The following is a 15,954-nucleotide window of genomic DNA, read 5'->3' as shown; positions in this document are numbered from 1 at the left end:
TGCACGGCGACTTCCGGCGCGACCAAAACCGGACTAACTGGGCATTCCTCTGCCAATGATGGGGTGGGCATCGTGTCGAAACTTTTCGGTGACGGCGTGGAGATCGGACTCGGCCACGAGCCGGCCTCCCGAAGGACGACGGGCTCATGGTGACGGTGACGTTCAGCGGCACGCGGGAAGGCGAGGCGCCGCTGACCTGGGGACAGCGGCTGATCTGGCGGGCGGTCCACCTCATGGGCGACAGCCAGACGTTCCTCAGCTGCCCGTGGGTGCTTCCGGTGTACGGCAGGCGTGACCTCGGCAGCGTCCTGGACGCGCTGCGCGTGCTGGTCGAACGGCACGAGAGCCTGCGCACGACCTTCGCCCTCACCCCGGATGGGCCGGTGCAGCGGGTCGGTCGCGGCGGGGAGCTGACCGTGGACCTGGTGGACGCGGGACAGGACCGGGCGCTGCGGGTCGCCGAGCGGCTCGCGGGCGAGCTGGGCCGCACGCCCTTCGCGCACGACCGCGATTTGCCGCTGCGCTGCGCCGTCGTGGTCAAGAACGACCGCCCGATGGCGCTGGCGATCGCCTTCTCCCACCTCGCGGTGGACTTCCAGGCGCTGAACACGCTGTCGGAGGAGTGGAAGGCTCTGCTGCGCGGCGAGGAACTGCCGCCCGCCGAGTGGCAGCCGATGGACCAGGCGGCCGCGGAGCGCGAGGAGCCCTACCCCGCCCGCTCGGCCAAGTCCGTCCGATACTGGCACTCGGTGCTGGCGCAGGGACCGCTCGACGTGTTCGACCATCCGCCGCGTGAGGCGGACGACCCGCGGTTCATCGAGGTCGGCATGGAGTCGGTGGCGCTCGCCATCGCGGCGCAACGGCTTGCCGAGCGCTGGACGATGAGCACGACCAATGTGCTGCTCGCCGCCTGCGCCACCGTGCTGGCCACGGTGAGCGGCCGCCCGCGCGCGGTCATGCAGCTCGTGCACAGCAACCGCCGCGACGCGCGCACCCGCACGATGGTCGGCACCGTGGAACAGGACGGCCTGTTCGTGCTCGACCTGCCCGCCACCGACTTCGCCGCCGCCTGCCGGGCCGCACAACGCGGGGCGCTCAGGGCGTACCGCAACGCGCACTACGACCCGTTCGAGATGCAGGCCATGCGGGAGGAGATCGGCCGCCGCCGCGGCCGGGAGCCGGACCTCGACGCCTTCTTCAACGACAGACGGACCGTCGGCACCTGGCCGGGCCTGCCACCCGCCGGATCCGACGAGGAGGTGGCCCGCCTCACGGAAAAGACCAGGACGTACGTCACGAACGCCTGGCCGGGCGTCCGGTTCAAGGCGTTCTTCACGGTCGTGTCGGCCGTCGACACCGCGCGGCTCAGCCTCATCGTGGACACCGCCTACCTGCCCCCGGACACGGCCGAGGCGATGCTGCGCGGCGTCGAGGCCCTGCCGGTCCGTGCCCTCACCGAGGAGGTCCCGATCGCCGCCGTCCCCGAAGTGTGCGGAGTCGGCCCCTACGACGGGCGGCTCAGGACTGCTGCACCGCCAGGCGCAGACCGAAACCGATGACGATGAGGCCGGTGATCCGGTCCATGGCACGCTTGACCGACGGCCTGCGCAGCCAGCCGCGCACCATCCCGGTGAAGCCGATGAGCACGGCACTCCACACCAGCGCCTCGCAGACGTGGACGCCCGCCAGCAGCACGCCCATCACCGCGTGCGGCACGCCTTGGGACATGAACTGCGGCAGCACCGCGACGTAGAAGGCGCCCACCTTCGGGTTGAGCAGGTTGGTCAGCAGGCCCCGCCGGAACGCCCGTCCCCATCCGGCCTCCGGCGGGCCGGCCGGTGCCACGTCGTCCGCCCGGCTCGTGCGGCTCTGCCAGAGCATCCTGCCGCCCATCCAGACCAGGTACGCGACACCCGCCCACCGCAGCACCTCGTACGCCACGTGGGAGGCGGTGAGGAGAGCGGACAGGCCGGCGGCCGTGAGCAGGCCCCACAGCAGGGTGCCGGCCTGGATGCCGAGCACCACGGCCCAGGCCGGTCTCCGTCCGGCGAGCAGCGACGTACGCAGGATCAGCGCCGTGTCCAAGCCGGGCGTGAGCGTGAGCAACGCCACGATGACGGCGAACGAGGCGATCGCACCATATACGTCCACGACGGCACCGTAACCCACACGCACGCCCGCGCCTCGCCGGGTGCAGCAGTTGCCGCCGCATCCACTGATTCCACTGGTGACCGGGGATCAGACGTAGCGCCAGGCGGCCGCGATCTCCCGCAGGGCCTCGGGCACCTCCTCCGCGGCGGGCAGCGGACGGCCCGGCTGGACCCGCCCGCTCCGGATCTTGTCGCGCCAGTCGCCGATGCCCTTCACGAAGTGGCCGTGGTCCTTGTCGCCGTACCGGACCATCTCGGGCTCGTATTCCACGCCGAGCCAGGCGCACAGTCGCCGCAGCTCGCCTTCCGTGTCGTCGACGAGCCGCTCGTACCGGACGTCGATCCCTTCGTGCCGACGCCTGGCCTCCTCCAGGTGGCGCATGTACTGCAGCGTGTGCCGCACGGCCTCCTCCATGGGCCGCGTCCGCGGATCGGCCTCGTGCCAGGACCGGGCGATCGACGCGGGGTGGCGCAGGAGGAAGACGAATCGGGCATCCGGCCAGCACGTCGTGATGCGGCGGTAGGCGAACACGTTGCTGGGCGTCTTGTCCACGATGACGTCCTTGCCGCTCCTGACCAGCTCCCGGTGCAGCAGGCGATCCCACAGGATGTGCTCGATGTCGCTCGTACGGTGGCCGGCCGCCGCCATGGCCTGCCGTACGGGATCGGTGGTGAGGGTCACGGCGATCCGCCGGACGTGCAGCTCGTGCGGCGCGTGGATCCTGCTGTGGCTGTTCAGCAGCACGCGCAGGAGCGTGGAGCCGGACCTGACCGGGGAGAGCACGAAGACGGGTGCGCGCAGCAGGCGGTCGGCGGCGGGGTCGGCGGGCGGGCGCGGCTCATCTCGCGGCTCCGCAGCCGATGCGGCCCGTGGCCTGGCCCGGGTGATGACGTACCCGGTCATCCCTTCGACGGCGGCGTTGACCCTGCTCTTCCATGCCATGGCCGCGAACGTAGGGAGGCGTGGTGGCCTCGCGGTTAACGGAGGCTGGGGATTTCCGAAGTCGAGACGGCCAGGCTGGTCCCGCCCGTGGCGTTCACGTCGGCGACAGGACCAGGACCGCGTGGTCGGGCGCCACGCTCGCGAGCCGCAGGCGGATGTCGCCGATCCTGCCGGGCCGTTCCGGGGCCAGCGTCAGCTCGCCCTCCGTCCGGCAGCGGCCGTTGACGCAGTCCTGGCTGACGCCGGTGTTCATGCCCTCGACGCGGAACGCCCCCGCGCCCGCTTCGAAGCGCAGCCGCAACCCGCCGCGGTCGAGCGAGACGATCGTGATCGCGTCGAGGCCGGTCTTCCGGTCGAGCCGCAGCCGATCACCCGGGCGGACCGCCACCTCGCAGTCGGCGTTGCGGCACGCCTCCGGACGGGCCGCGGCCGAGACGACCGACGGGCTGGGCGAGGGCGATGCGGAGACCGCGGCGGACACCGGGCCGCCCGTCGCCACCGGCCGCGGCCGTATCTGCGGCTCCGGCGTGCCGCACGCCGTGAGCAGCACGGTCACCGGAACGGCGACGAGGCCGGCCCGGCCGATCAAGCGGGACGCGTACGCTCCTCGACGCATGACTCTCCCCGGCACCACGACGGCTGCGCCGGTCCCTGGCACCGGCGGCCGGAGCGGCTCAGGTCCCGCCGCTCGACTCGTTCGAGCCTTCCCCGGGGCCGACGGGCCCAATCCGCGAAGCGGGGATCACAGGAGGAGGACGCCGGTGATCTGGTGGGCGGTTCTGCGCACGGCCGCACTCAGGCGCGGCAGCGCCGCCGCCCCCACCGGCGCGGCGACCGCGACTGCCATGCACACCCCGCCGTCCGGACCGAAGACGGGCGCGGCGGCGCAGCACACCCCCTCGGCGAACTCCTCCCGGGCGTATCCCACGCCCTCAGCGCGGATGGCCGCGAGCTCGCGTTCCAGCGCGGCCGGCGCGGTCACCGTACGGCCGGTCATCCGCCGCATGGGCGGGGCGGCGAGGAACGCGGTGCGCAGACCGGCGTCGTAGGCGAGCAGCACCTTGCCCGTGGCCGTGCAGTGCAGCGGCGCCCGGTCGACGCCGTCCGACGGCGACTTGATCCGGTTGTGCCCGTACAACCGCTCGACGTACGCGACCTCGAACCCGTCCGGCACGCCCAGGTTGACCGTCTGCCGGGTGGCCTCGTACAGCTGGAGCAGATGCGGCAGGACAGCCCTGCGGGAGCCGGGCAGGCGACGGCCCTGGACCGCCCAGCCGCGCGGCGCCACGAGGTCGGCGAGGCGTCCGCCCACCGTGTAGTCGCCGCCCGTGCGCGTGACCAGGCCCCGCCGCTGCAGGGTGCCGAGCAGGCGATGGGTGGTGGTCTTGGAGAACCCGGTGGACCGGTGCACCTGGGTCAGGTTCATCGGCCTCATGCCGGCGGCCAGGCACAGGAGGATTTCTATCCCGCGTTCCAGGCTGCCCAGGGCGGAGGCCGCCTCCGCCCGGCGGGCGCGATCCAACGGTACGAACAACCCCACCCCGCGACGCTCGTGAACCACATCCTGACCGGCCAGCGGTCACCTTAGCCGCGCCGCAGCGCGCATGAGGGGCGAACGCGGGCACACATGCGCACTTCCTCACCCCTGCCACTCCTCAGGCTTGCGTCGCGTGGCCTGAGATGGCGGCCCGACCTGGCGGCCCCGGCCGGGGTGCTTTCCGAACGCCCCGGCCGGGGGCGCACCTCAGTTCACCTCGACGCTCTCCAGCACGCCGAGGGCGTCGGGGACCAGGACGGCCGCCGAGTAGTAGGTGGTCAGCAGATAGGAGATGATCGCCTTATCGTCGACGCCCATGAAGCGCACCGACAGGCCGGGCTCGTACTCGTCCGTCAGCCCGGTGCGGCGCAGACCGACGACGCCCTGTTTCTCGGCCCCGGTGCGCATCACCACGATCGAGCTGAGCCCGCCCTCGGTGATCGGGATCTTGTCGCAGGGCAGTATCGGCACCCCGCGCCAGGCCATGACCGTCGCCCCGTTCACCTCGGTGACGTCCGGATACACCCCGCGCCGGGTGCACTGCCGCCCGAAGGCGGCGATGGCGCGGGGATGGGCGAGGAAGTAGTGCGAGCTACGCCGGCGGGCGAGCAGCTCGTCGAGGTCGTCGGGGGTGGGCGGGCCGGACCGGGTGTGGACCCGATGCTTGAGGTCGGCGTTGTGCAGCAGACCGAAGTCGCGGTTGTTGACCAGCTCATGCTCCTGACGCTCCCGCAACGCCTCGATCGTCAGCCGCAACTGCTGCTCGGTCTGGTTCATCGGCTCGTTGTACAGATCCGCCACCCGCGAGTGCACCCGCAAAATCGTCTGCGCCACACTCAGCTCGTACTCACGCGGCCCCAGCTCGTAGTCCACGAACGTCCCCGGCAGCGTCGCCTCACCCTCATGCCCCGCCGCCAAAGCGATCTCCGCCTCGCCATACCGGTTCACCGGCCGCGCCGCGGGAGGACGGCCGAGATGCTCGCGCAGGCCGTCGGCGAGCACGGTCAGGTTGTCCAGCGCCGACCGGTCGAGGACGAGAACGACGCAGGAGGTGAGGGCCTTGGCGGGCGCGGCCCCCGGACCGGTGAGGTCCCCCAGGTGGTCTCCGTCGGCCAGGACCTGGAGCAGTGCCTCGCCGCCGTACGCGCCGGCGCCCACGCGTGCGATCTTGCCGTGGGCGACGAGCACCACCTGTCCCTGCGGCACCGGATCACCCGGGCGCAGGTCGTGCTGCACGAACCGGTCCGCCAGCGCCCCGAGAGTGTCGAGGTCGCCGTAGTCGTGCAGGGACGGCAACTCGCACAGCTCGGCCGGGATGACCCGCACCCGCGCCCCGGTGGAGACGAAACTCACCCGCCCGTCCCCCACCGTGCAGGTGAGCCGGCGGTTGACCCGGTAGACACCACCCTGGACCTCCGTCCACGGGAGCACCCGCAGCAGGTGCCGGGGAGTGATCTCCCGCATCTGCGGCGGCGTCTTGGTGGTGGTCGCCAGCTTCCGCGCGGCGGCCGTGCTCAGGGTCAGGCGCGACGCGGTCATGGCGCCCCCCGCAGCGAGTGAGCCGGCGCCGCGAGATCAGACGCCGCAAGATCAGACGCCGCGAGAGCGGGGGCCGTCACGGACGACCCCGTGAGCGCCGGCGGCACATGAGCCGGCGGCGCGCTGTGTGCCGGCGGCGCCCTGTGTGCCGGCGGCGCCAGGGAGAGGATGCGTGCGGTGGCCGTGCCGAGGCCCGTCGGCCCCTGGGACCACCGGGCCGCCGGACCCCTGCGCAGCTCCTCCTCGAAGTAGCGCCGGGACCGCTGGTGCCAGCGCAGGATCGCCGCCATCCAGTTGCGCAGGTCGGACACGTATCCCTCGACCGACTCCCGCACGGTCTCCCCCGCGTCGATGCGTTCGAGCAGGGCGGGCAGGTCGACGGTGGTGATGTGCTCGAACTGCCTCATCCGGCTGGTCATCAGCGCGTCCACCACGGTCACCGCCTCGTCGGGCGCGCAGTCGAGGAAGGTGCCCAGCACCACGACCGCGTTGTGCAGCTCACCCTCGAACTGGACCTCCTTCTGGTAGGAGAACAGGTCGTTCAGCAGACACGCGTAGTCCTGCGCGGCGTCGGTCATGCCGAGGAACTCGCGGGTGCGATGGATCTCGGTGGGGATGACCCGGCCCGGCGTCAGCCTGGCCAGGCTCATCGTCATCTGCGAGCCGAACGTCCTGCGCCGCATCTCGATGTAGTCGACGGGGTCGGGCACGCGGTGCTGGGCCTGGTTGGCCAGTTCCCACACCCAGCTGTCGATCATCTCCTCGACGGCGGCGCGGAAGGCCCGGCGGGAGCCCTCCGGCAGCGGCCCGGCGGTGCGCGGCCACAGGTCTGCCAGCCCGCGCTCCAGCCCCGTCATCGGGGTCAGGCGCGGGACGAGATCCAGCGGCATGAACTCCTTGAGCCGCCGGTTGCCGAGCTTCGCGCCGACCAGGTCGCGCGCCGCCCCGTAGACCCGGGGGTAGTAGTCGTCGCCGTACGTCCCCCACGCCAGCCAGTTGGTGGCCAGGATCAGCTCGTCGGCCGTGGCGTCCGGGTTGATGCCGGACGCGCACAGGGCGAGGTCGAAGCCGGCGAGTTGCGGCTCGCTCCACACGGCGGTCGCCGGGATGCCGGGGACCCCGTCGAAGAAGCCCATGGCGGCACACCATTCGAGGTCCGCCGCTCGCGCCGCGTCGAGGTGCGGGTTGTCGCGCACCTCGAACGGCATGTACGGCTGCGGCAGTCGCACCGCCGCCTCGGAGAAGGGCCGGTGGGTGTGGTTGCGCAGGCCGCCCGCGCCCGTGATGTGGGCGCGGGCCACGTTCATCCCGAGATACCCGGCTCCTCCTGCCGCCTTGGTGTAGCGGCTTGAGGCGGTGTGCCAGGCGTGTCCCCCCGCCTGCCAGTCCTGCAGTCCCTTGACGTAGCTCAGGACCGGCGCCTGCTCGGGCGGCAGGACCCCTTCGTCGGCGAACAGCGCCGGAAGCTCGGTCAGCGCGGTGTGCTCGAACTGATGCAGCCGGGAGGTGAGCAGGTCGTTGGTGATCTCCACGGCCCGGTCGGTGTCGCAGCCGAAGAAACGCTCGCAGACCAGGACGCAGTTGGACAGCTCACCCTCCTGCAGCACCTCCCGCTGGTAGGAGAACAGGTCGTTGCGCAGGTGCACGGCGTCGGCGAACGACTCCGTCAGCACCCGGATCGGCCGGGAATCCGCCAGCCGGGCCGGCAGCTCCGCGCCGGCCGCGTGCTCCACCAGCGCGGCCGACCACGGGGCGCCGCCGACCTTCCTGCGTTCCTCGATGTACTCGATCGGGTTGGAGACGGCCTCCCGCTCGATGTGGAACAGCTCCCACATCGACTCCTGCAGCAGGTCGCGGGTGACCCGGACGAACCGGCGCCGCCACGCCTCCGACATGGCGGGCACGGTGCGGGGCCACAGGTCGGCCAGGCCCCGCTCCACCGGGTTCGTCGGCTCGGGCGGCTCGTCGGTCATGAACGCGTCGAGCCGGTCCAGGTAGTCCTGGGCGCCGTCCAGGTCCCTGCTGCGTTTGAAGGTCTCCAGGAAGTGGTCGTCGAAGTAGAAGACCCAGACGTACCAGTCCGTGACCAGGTCCAGCTCGGGGGCGGAGCAGTCGGGATGGGTGTAGGCGCACATCAGGCCGTAGTCCATCGCGTCGAGCGACTCCTCGGTCCAGATGTCCGGGTCGTCGAGCATGCCCATGTCCGCCGCCCACCCCCGCGTGTGCGCCCGGGCGGTCTCCACGTGCGGGTTCAGCCGGGGCGGATAGGGGAGGTAGAAGTCCGGCAGCCGGTAGGAGGACATCACAGGACCTCGACGCTCTCCAGGATGCCGAGGGCGTCGGGGACCAGGACGGCCGCCGAGTAGTAGGTGGTCACCAGGTAGGAGATGATCGCCTTGTCGTCGATGCCCATGAAGCGCACCGACAGGCCGGGCTCGTACTCGTCCACCAGCCCGGTGCGGCGCAGGCCGACGACGCCCTGGTCCTTCTCTCCCAGGCGCATGACCATGATCGAGCTGATGCCCTTGTCGTTCACCGGGATCTTGTTGCACGGCAGCATCGGCACCCCGCGCCAGGCCGGGGCCTTCTGGCCGTTGAACTCCACCGTCTGGGGATAGATGCCCCGGGCGTTGCACTGGCGGGCGAAGGCCGCGATCGCCTTGGGGTGGGCGAACATGACGCTCGGGTTCTTCCAGACCATGGCGAGCAGCTCGTCGAGGTCGTCGGGGGTGGGCGGGCCGGACCGGGTGTGGACCCGATGCTTGAGATCGGCGTTGTGCAGCAGACCGAAGTCGCGGTTGTTGACCAGCTCATGCTCCTGACGCTCCCGCAACGCCTCGATCGTCAGCCGCAACTGCTGCTCGGTCTGGTTCATCGGCTCGTTGTACAGATCCGCCACCCGCGAGTGCACCCGCAAAATCGTCTGCGCCACACTCAGCTCGTACTCACGCGGCCCCAGCTCGTAGTCCACGAACGTCCCCGGCAGCGTCGCCTCACCCTCATGCCCCGCCGCCAAAGCGATCTCCGCCTCGCCGTACCGGTTCACCGGCCGCGCCGGGTTCTCCCGGTAGGCCTGCACGTGCTCACGCAGGCTGTCCGACAGCGTGAGCAGCCGTTCGAACTCCTCCCTGCCGAGGGCGAGCACGGTGCACGGCGTCACCGCCTTGACCGTCCACTCCCACCGCGCGTCCGCGTTCACCAGCATCTGCTCACCGACGTACTCGCCGTCGGCCAGCACTCCGAGCCGCGTCTCGTTGCCGTACGCCCCCTCGCCGAGCCTGTCGACCTTGCCATGGGCGAGGAGCACGACCTCGTCCATCGAGGTGCCGGCCTGCGCGATGACCTGGCCGGCTTCGTACTCCCGCTGGACGAACAGGTCGGCCATGGCGGCGAGCACGTCGGCGTCGCCGAAACCGTGCAGGGCGGGCAGCTCGCACAGCTCGGCGGAGATGACCCGCACGTCCGCCCCGGTCGAGACGAACGTCACCCGCCCGTCGGCCATCTGGTAGGTCAGCCGCCGGTTGACCCGGTAGGCCCCGCCCACCGCCTCGACCCAGGGGAGCACGCGCAGCAGATGACGGGAGGTGATCTCCTGCATCTGCGGCGGGGTCTTGGTCGTCGTGGCCAGGTTGCGCGCGGCCCTGGTGCTGAGGCTCAACCGGTTGTCGGTCGGCATGGTGTTCTCGGTCACAGCACATCACCCCATCTGTGGTCGGCACGGCGGCCGGTTGTTCGGTGACTGGTCACGCTCGTCGCCGAGCGGCGGAGGGGGAAAGAAAGATCAGGGTCCTACCGGCCCGGGCAGGGCCACACCGCGAACACTGGGTGCATCGCGTGCCCGTGCGGCCGCACGGCCACGCGCGGAGGCGGCCGGAGCGTTCCGGCGGCGGGAGTCATGAGAGAGGCGGGCGTGCCGATCGCGCGCCTCACCGGACGCGACGGGTCAGCCGCTCGGTGAGCTCCGCGAGTGCCCGTGTCGCATCCGGGGCGATCGCGCAGTCGCGCAGCGCCTCGAGCGCCTGCCCGGCCCGCAGGGCGATGAGGTCCTCGACCTCGCCGAGGGCGCCGGTGTCCACGATGATCTGCCTGAGCTCGGCCGCCCGCCGTTCGTCCAGGTCTGGGGCGCCGTGCCAGGTCCGCAACCGATCCCGTTCCGGCCCTCGCGCCCGCGCGTACGCGTACGCCATGAGCACGGTCCGCTTCCCCTCGCGCAGGTCGTCGAGGACCGGCTTGCCGGTCACGGCGGGGTCGCCGAAGACGCCGAGGACGTCGTCGCGCAGCTGGAACGCCTCTCCGAGCGGCAGGCCGAACTGGGAGTAGGCCTCCAGCAGGGCGGGCGGGGCCCCGGCGAGCGCCCCGCCGATCTGCAGCGGGCGCTCCACGGTGTATCGGGCCGTCTTGTAGCGGATCACCGTCAGAGCCTGTTCGACGTCCGCGTCCGCGCGGGCGTGCGCCAGGATGTCGAGGTACTGCCCGGTGACGACCTCCGTGCGCATCCGGTTGAACAGCTCGCGCGCCGCCCGCCCCCGCACGTCGCCGGCGGCGGCGTCCGCGAGCAGTTCGTCCGCCCACGCCTGCGCGAGCACTCCGAGCAGGATCGCGGCGGACCGGCCGAAGGTCTCCCCGCCCGTCCACCGCGGAGTGCCGGCGAGCCCCCTGTGGATGGTCGGGCGCCCCCGGCGCAGCTCGCTGCCGTCCATGACGTCGTCGTGGATCAGCAGGCCGGCGTGGTAGAGCTCCAGCGCCGCGCCGGTGATGACGGCCCGGTCCTCGTGCGGCTCCTCGCCGCCGGCGCCCCGCCAGCCCCAGTAGCACAGCAGCGGCCGGATGCGCTTGCCGCCCTCGACCACGAACTCGCGCAGCAGCCGGTAGCCCTCGGCGACGTCCGGATCGCCGACCGGCGGTCGCCGCGCGTCGAGAAAGCCGGCGAGCAGCTCGTCGACCCGTCCCCGGACGGCGCTCGTGACGGCGGCGACGCCGCCGGTGTCACCGACGCCGGTGATCCCCTTGATGGACGTGTCCACGGTGTCCGCGGTCATGCACGGCCTCCTCGCTCGGCGAGCCGGTATCCCTTGCGGAAAGTTACTTAATGAACACGCAAAGTAGAACCGGTCGTTCCGATAGTCGGAACTTCTCGCCGAGCCGCACCCGCCCGCCCGGCTCAGCGCGCTCTGCCGGACAGGGCTCCTTAGTCGGCTTTGCCGAATTGTGCGATCGCGATCGCGAGCAGGGCGAGCCCGAGGACGGCGAGGACGGCCACCTCGACGGCGATGGGCACGTGCCACGCGCCCCACGTCAGCCCCGGCGCGAGCCGGTCGCGTACGGCGGGCGCCAGGTTCAGATGCGCGAAGACCAGCCGCCTGATGGGATCCACGGCGTACGAGAGGGGGTCGATCCGGTTGAGCGCGGTCAGCCACGCGGGCAGGTTCGAGGCGGGGAACATCGCGCCCGACATGAAGTACAGCGGCATGATCAGCAGCTGGTTGAGCGCCATGAACGACTGCATCTGCCTGACCCGCACGGACATCGCGACCCCGAAGGCCGTGATGGTGAAGGCCAGCAGCACCTGGATGCCGAACACGCCGAGCATCAGGCCCGGCGCGTACGGCACGCCCACGGGACCCGCGATGCAGATGACGACGAGTCCCTGGAAGGCCGCGACCGTGGCCCCGCCCAGGCACTTGCCGAGGACGATGGCCCCGCGGGACACCGGCGCCACCAGCATCTCCCGCAGGAAGCCGAACTCCCGGTCCCAGACGATGGAGGCGGCCGAGGACATGGCGGTGAACAGGACGGCCATGGCGAGGATGCCCGGGTAGAGGAAGGTGCGCAGGCCGAGCCCCCCGGTGCCGCCCGAGGTGAGCTGCGACAGGCCGGTGCCGAGGACGAACAGGAACAGGAACGGCTGCACGAGAGAGGTGAGGATGCGCAGCGGCCCGTTGAAGAACCGGATGATCTCGCGCTGCCAGACCACCTTGACGGCGCGCAGCTCGCTCGTCGCGCTGCGCCCGGGCACCCGGACCGCCGTGACGGGCAACGTCATCGCCTGCCTCCTCGCGCGGCCGCGAGCGCGCCCAGGCCGCGAGCGCCGCCGGTCGCCTCCGCGTCGCGGATCGACCGGCCCGTGTACGACATGAACACGTCGTCGAGGCTGGGCCGGGCCACGCTGACGGACCGGATCGGCAGCCCCGACCGGGAGAACAGCTCCGGCACGAATCGCTCCCCCTCGTCCACGTGGAAGACCACCGCTTCCCCGAAGGCGACGGCCCGGATGCCGAACCGCTCGTCCAGGGCGGCGACGGCCGCCGCGCCGTCGTCGGTCTGGATCTGGACGCGGTCCTTGCCCACACCGGCCTTCAGCGCGGCGGGGGTGTCGAGCGCGATGATCCGGCCGCCGTCCATGATGGCGATGCGGTCGCAGTGCTCGGCCTCGTCCATGTAGTGGGTGGTCAGGAAGACCGTGATGTCCTCGGCCTCCTTCAGCTCCCGGATGTAGGACCAGATGGAGCTCCTGGTCTGCGGGTCCAGGCCCACGGTGGGCTCGTCGAGGAACAGCACCCGCGGCGAGTGCAGCAGGCCGCGGGCGATCTCCAGCCGTCGTCTCATGCCGCCCGAGAACGTCGCGACCTTGGCCGCGCGCCTGTCCCACAGCCCCACCATCTCGAGCACGCCCCGCAGCCGTGGACCGACGTCCGCACGGGGCACGCCGTACAGGTCGGCGTGGAAGCGCAGGTTGCGCTCGGCCGTCAGGTAGCCGTCGAGCGTCGGGTCCTGGAACACCAGCCCGATCGAGCGCCGCACGCTGTCGCGTTCGCGCACCACGTCGTGCCCGGCCACGCGCGCCTCGCCGGCCGAGGGCGTGGTCAGGGTGCAGAGCATGCTGATCGTCGTGGACTTCCCGGCGCCGTTCGGGCCGAGGAAGCCGAAGATCTCCCCTCTGCGCACGGTCAGGTCGATGCCGCGTACGGCCTCGACGTCGCCGTAATGCTTGGCCAGGCCGGTGGTCTCCACCGCCGGATGCGTCATCCCGCCTCCCGATTGAGTACACTTGGTGTAACAGTACACCAGGTGTAACCAAGGGAGGCCGATACGCTGTGCCCATGAGTGCGGGCGGACTGCGGGAGCTGAAGAAGAGCCGGACCCGGCAGGTCATCGCCGACACCGCGAACGCGCTCTTCCGGGCCCGGGGGTTCGACGAGGTCACCGTGGACGAGATCGCGGCGGCCGCCCAAGTGTCGAAGAAGACGGTGTTCAACCACTTCCCGACCAAGGAGGACCTGGTCTTCTACCGGGCCGAGGACCGGGAGGCCATGTCGCTGGCGGCGGTCACCGACCGCCCTGCCGGGGTCTCCATCCTCGACTCCTTCCGCGCGCTGTGCCTGGCGCAGACGAGGCTCGTCGCGGGGATGCGGCGCGACCTCGTCCACCCGCGCAGCTTCTTCGACCTCGTCAGCGGCAACCCGTCGCTGGAGCGGAAGATGCACGAGGTCAACGAGCGCATCACCCGGGTGCTCGCCGACGCGCTGGCGGCCGAGGCGGGCGCGGAGCCCGGCGACCCGCTGCCCCGCATCGTCGCTTCGACGCTGGTCGGCGCGCAGCGGGCGCTCTACCGGCGGCTGCGCCAGCGAGTCCGGGAGGGCGGGCCCGACGAGGAGATCGAGCGCGCCCACCGCGCGGACGTCGAACGGGTCTTCGACCTTCTCGGCAAGGGCCTGGGCGGCTACCCGCCGGCCTGACCTCTACTCGGCCACCGCGACCCTGGCCTCCGAGCCGTCCACGGTCTCGGCGCGCTCGCGCCGCCAGGGCCCGTGGAACAGGAAGACGGCGGGCGCGAACAGCGCCAGGCACACCAGGGAGACCACCAGCCAGGTCTGCCAGCTCGTGGCCTCGACCACGTGCGGGATGACCAGCAGGCCGACCACGGCGATCGCCTTGGTGAGGAAGCCGAACAGCCCCCAGGCCGTGCCCTGCAGCCGGGGGTCGACGTCCTCGGCGTCCTCGGAGTAGTTCGCCATCCACGGCCCGTACGCGACGCCGAGCGAGCCGCCGAGCAGCGCGCCGACGATCATGAGCATGCCGCTGGAGACGTCCTGGCCGCCGAGGAGCGAGGCCAGGTAAGCGGTGACGAGTACGGCCGCCACGGTGCCGCCCAGTGTGAACGGCTTGCGCAGCTGGGTGCGGTCGGACAGGCGGCCGGCGACGATCAGGGTGATCAGGTTGAGGCTCCAGAAGCACGCCATGATCGTGGAGGCCTCGGCGGCCGTGATGCCGAGCGCGCCGACCAGCATGGTCTGGCCGAAGAGCGTGAGCGTGATGTAGAGCACCAGCCACAGCGAGATGCCGACCACGTGGGCCCAGATGTTGCGCCGGACGAACAGCGAGGTGGCCCTGGCCGGCCTGGTGAGGTCGACGACGTCGGCGGCCTGGCGCTCGGTGTGCTGGATCTGCGCGCGCAGTTCCGGCGACAGGTCGGCGATGTTGAGGGCGATCACGATCGAGATGACCAGCGAGAAGCAGCCCATGATGACGAACTGCGACCGCCAGGAGTCGTCGAAGATCGGCAGCGTCCAGCCCGCGACGGCGGCGGCGAGGAAGTTGGCTCCCACCGGACCCCAGGTCCAGAAGCCGAACGCCTGGGCCCGGCCGAGACGCGGCGAGAAGTCGCGCACCAGCGGCGCCGTGCTCGCCATCGCCACTCCGTCGACGAAGGCCAGCACGATCCTGGCGATCAGCAGGTCCCTCGAGCTGTGCACGAGCGTCATGGCGAAGCAGCACACGGCGGTCAGCAGCATCAGCGGGACCAGCAGGCGCACCCTGCCGAGCCGGTCGGTGAGCCTGCCGCCGATCGCCGACGCGACGGCCCCCGCGACCGCCGCCGCCCCGGACACCGCGCCGTACGTCGCGAGGGACATGTCGAGGTCCTTGAGGAGCAGCGGGACCACCGGGGCGATCTGCGCCTCATAGGAGCCGATGAGGACGGCCAGCACGGCCATCGTGAGGATCTTCATGCGACGCGCACCCGTGGGGTACTCGTCGAGCTCGCGTACGTAGGACAGGCCCATTGACACGCCTTTCTCGTCAGCCCCCGTCCCGGCCATGAGTTCTAGAAGTCAGCTCTAGAATTCATTTCCACGAATGCTCCGCCTCCTCACGGCCAGAGTCAAGGGGCTGTGAGCATGTGTTTCTCCGGGACCGGATGACTAGAATGAGATTCTAGGATTTCGATCGAAGGAGGACGGGTGGACATCGCCGAGGAACTGGCCGGGCTGGACGCGGCCTTCGACCACACCGCCGTCGCCGCGCCGCGCATCAGGGACCTGCTGCCGATCTACCGCGACCTGCTGGGAGGGGTCTACCTCGGCGGGGGCGACAACGTGGTGAACGGCTACCGGACGCTCCAGCTCAGGTACGCCAACGGGAGCAAGATCGAGCTGATGGAGCCGCTGGCCGGATCGTCGTTCTTCGACAGCTTCTTCGACCTCACCCGCGGCAGAGGCGGGGTCCACCACCTCAACTTCCACGTCACCGATATCGAGGCGGCCGTGGCGGCGCTGCGCGAGCGCGGCTACCGGCTGTTCGGCCTCAACCTCGCCGACCCCCGCTGGCGCGATGTCTTCCTCCACCCGAAGGAGGTGCACGGCGTCCTGGTGCAGCTCGCCCAGCCGGGGCCGCGCAACCCCGAGCCGGTGCCGTCCCTCGACGACCTGCTGGCCGGTCGAGGCCGGCGCGGCAACGGCGTCCCGAGCCCCTGACAACGACCCCTCGCCAACTTTAGATTGGAGTTC

14 protein-coding genes are annotated in these 15,954 nt (G+C 71.2%); 3 read left to right on the top strand and 11 right to left on the bottom strand.

The genetic code is table 11. The annotated features are described in order from the left end of the window. Positions 1-146 precede the first annotated feature (146 nt). On the top strand, positions 147-1,559 hold the full coding sequence (locus ABZ860_RS11855; RefSeq protein ID WP_357218570.1) for a condensation domain-containing protein: 1,413 nt from the start codon (positions 147-149) through the stop codon (positions 1,557-1,559). Here ABZ860_RS11855 and ABZ860_RS11850 read toward each other — a convergent pair. From ABZ860_RS11850 to ABZ860_RS11805, 10 genes are all read right to left on the bottom strand, one after another. Next, a complete protein-coding gene (locus tag ABZ860_RS11850; protein ID WP_357218567.1) occupies positions 1,519-2,151 on the bottom strand; it encodes a LysE family translocator in 633 nt (210 codons plus the stop codon). The genes ABZ860_RS11855 and ABZ860_RS11850 overlap by 41 nt on opposite strands. 87 nt (positions 2,152-2,238) lie before the next feature. Beyond that, positions 2,239-3,093, bottom strand: a complete 855-nt coding sequence (locus ABZ860_RS11845) for a sulfotransferase (protein ID WP_357218564.1) — start codon at positions 3,091-3,093, stop codon at positions 2,239-2,241. A gap of 94 nt (positions 3,094-3,187) precedes the next feature. Beyond that, positions 3,188-3,709: a hypothetical protein gene (locus ABZ860_RS11840; RefSeq protein WP_357218562.1), complete on the bottom strand. Its 522-nt coding sequence runs from the start codon at positions 3,707-3,709 to the stop codon at positions 3,188-3,190. Positions 3,710-3,835: 126 nt separating this feature from the next. Then, positions 3,836-4,633 (bottom strand): IclR family transcriptional regulator, encoded by a 798-nt coding sequence (locus ABZ860_RS11835; RefSeq protein ID WP_357218560.1) that lies wholly within the window; start codon positions 4,631-4,633, stop codon positions 3,836-3,838. Between the two features lie 204 nt (positions 4,634-4,837). After that, positions 4,838-6,169, bottom strand: a complete 1,332-nt coding sequence (locus tag ABZ860_RS11830) for a family 2B encapsulin nanocompartment shell protein (RefSeq protein WP_357218556.1) — start codon at positions 6,167-6,169, stop codon at positions 4,838-4,840. Beyond that, complete coding sequence (locus tag ABZ860_RS11825) at positions 6,166-8,472, bottom strand: germacradienol/geosmin synthase (RefSeq protein WP_357218554.1); 2,307 nt, start codon at positions 8,470-8,472, stop codon at positions 6,166-6,168. The genes ABZ860_RS11830 and ABZ860_RS11825 overlap by 4 nt, the downstream gene beginning before the upstream one ends. Further along, entirely contained in the window at positions 8,472-9,860 is a 1,389-nt protein-coding gene (locus ABZ860_RS11820; RefSeq protein ID WP_357218551.1) for a family 2B encapsulin nanocompartment shell protein, read from the bottom strand. The genes ABZ860_RS11825 and ABZ860_RS11820 overlap by 1 nt, the downstream gene beginning before the upstream one ends. 235 nt (positions 9,861-10,095) lie before the next feature. Next, positions 10,096-11,208 (bottom strand): polyprenyl synthetase family protein, encoded by a 1,113-nt coding sequence (locus ABZ860_RS11815; RefSeq protein ID WP_357218548.1) that lies wholly within the window; start codon positions 11,206-11,208, stop codon positions 10,096-10,098. Positions 11,209-11,357: 149 nt separating this feature from the next. Next, on the bottom strand, positions 11,358-12,212 hold the full coding sequence (locus tag ABZ860_RS11810) for an ABC transporter permease (RefSeq protein WP_357218545.1): 855 nt from the start codon (positions 12,210-12,212) through the stop codon (positions 11,358-11,360). Continuing rightward, on the bottom strand, positions 12,209-13,195 hold the full coding sequence (locus ABZ860_RS11805; RefSeq protein ID WP_357218542.1) for an ATP-binding cassette domain-containing protein: 987 nt from the start codon (positions 13,193-13,195) through the stop codon (positions 12,209-12,211). Before ABZ860_RS11805 ends, ABZ860_RS11810 begins: the two co-directional genes overlap by 4 nt. Before the next feature lie 74 nt (positions 13,196-13,269). Between ABZ860_RS11805 and ABZ860_RS11800 the strand changes: the two genes are divergently transcribed. Next, positions 13,270-13,905: a TetR/AcrR family transcriptional regulator gene (locus ABZ860_RS11800; protein WP_357218539.1), complete on the top strand. Its 636-nt coding sequence runs from the start codon at positions 13,270-13,272 to the stop codon at positions 13,903-13,905. 3 nt (positions 13,906-13,908) lie between these two features. On the opposite strand, the gene ABZ860_RS11795 is transcribed toward ABZ860_RS11800, so the two are convergent. Beyond that, positions 13,909-15,231, bottom strand: coding sequence for an MFS transporter (locus ABZ860_RS11795; protein ID WP_357218537.1), 1,323 nt, complete (start codon positions 15,229-15,231; stop codon positions 13,909-13,911). A 177-nt stretch (positions 15,232-15,408) separates the two neighbouring features. Between ABZ860_RS11795 and ABZ860_RS11790 the strand changes: the two genes are divergently transcribed. Beyond that, positions 15,409-15,921, top strand: coding sequence for a VOC family protein (locus tag ABZ860_RS11790; RefSeq protein WP_357218535.1), 513 nt, complete (start codon positions 15,409-15,411; stop codon positions 15,919-15,921). The last annotated feature ends 33 nt before the right edge of the window (positions 15,922-15,954 follow it).

Origin of the sequence: Microbispora sp. NPDC046973 (genome assembly GCF_040644495.1) — a bacterium.
In the GTDB taxonomy this organism is placed as follows: domain Bacteria; phylum Actinomycetota; class Actinomycetes; order Streptosporangiales; family Streptosporangiaceae; genus Microbispora.
This window is presented reverse-complemented; position numbering and strand designations above follow the sequence as displayed.

Bases quoted from the DNA above. Each gene is read 5' to 3' on its own strand.
- ABZ860_RS11840 (WP_357218562.1), bottom strand. From the start codon at position 3,709: ATGCGTCGAGGAGCGTACGCGTCCCGCTTGATCGGCCGGGCCGGCCTC.
- ABZ860_RS11810 (WP_357218545.1), bottom strand. From the start codon at position 12,212: ATGACGTTGCCCGTCACGGCGGTCCGGGTGCCCGGGCGCAGCGCGACG.
- ABZ860_RS11800 (WP_357218539.1), top strand. From the start codon at position 13,270: ATGAGTGCGGGCGGACTGCGGGAGCTGAAGAAGAGCCGGACCCGGCAG.
- ABZ860_RS11855 (WP_357218570.1), top strand. From the start codon at position 147: ATGGTGACGGTGACGTTCAGCGGCACGCGGGAAGGCGAGGCGCCGCTG.
- ABZ860_RS11795 (WP_357218537.1), bottom strand. From the start codon at position 15,231: ATGGGCCTGTCCTACGTACGCGAGCTCGACGAGTACCCCACGGGTGCG.
- ABZ860_RS11815 (WP_357218548.1), bottom strand. From the start codon at position 11,208: ATGACCGCGGACACCGTGGACACGTCCATCAAGGGGATCACCGGCGTC.
- ABZ860_RS11805 (WP_357218542.1), bottom strand. From the start codon at position 13,195: ATGACGCATCCGGCGGTGGAGACCACCGGCCTGGCCAAGCATTACGGC.
- ABZ860_RS11825 (WP_357218554.1), bottom strand. From the start codon at position 8,472: ATGTCCTCCTACCGGCTGCCGGACTTCTACCTCCCCTATCCGCCCCGG.
- ABZ860_RS11830 (WP_357218556.1), bottom strand. From the start codon at position 6,169: ATGACCGCGTCGCGCCTGACCCTGAGCACGGCCGCCGCGCGGAAGCTG.
- ABZ860_RS11845 (WP_357218564.1), bottom strand. From the start codon at position 3,093: ATGGCATGGAAGAGCAGGGTCAACGCCGCCGTCGAAGGGATGACCGGG.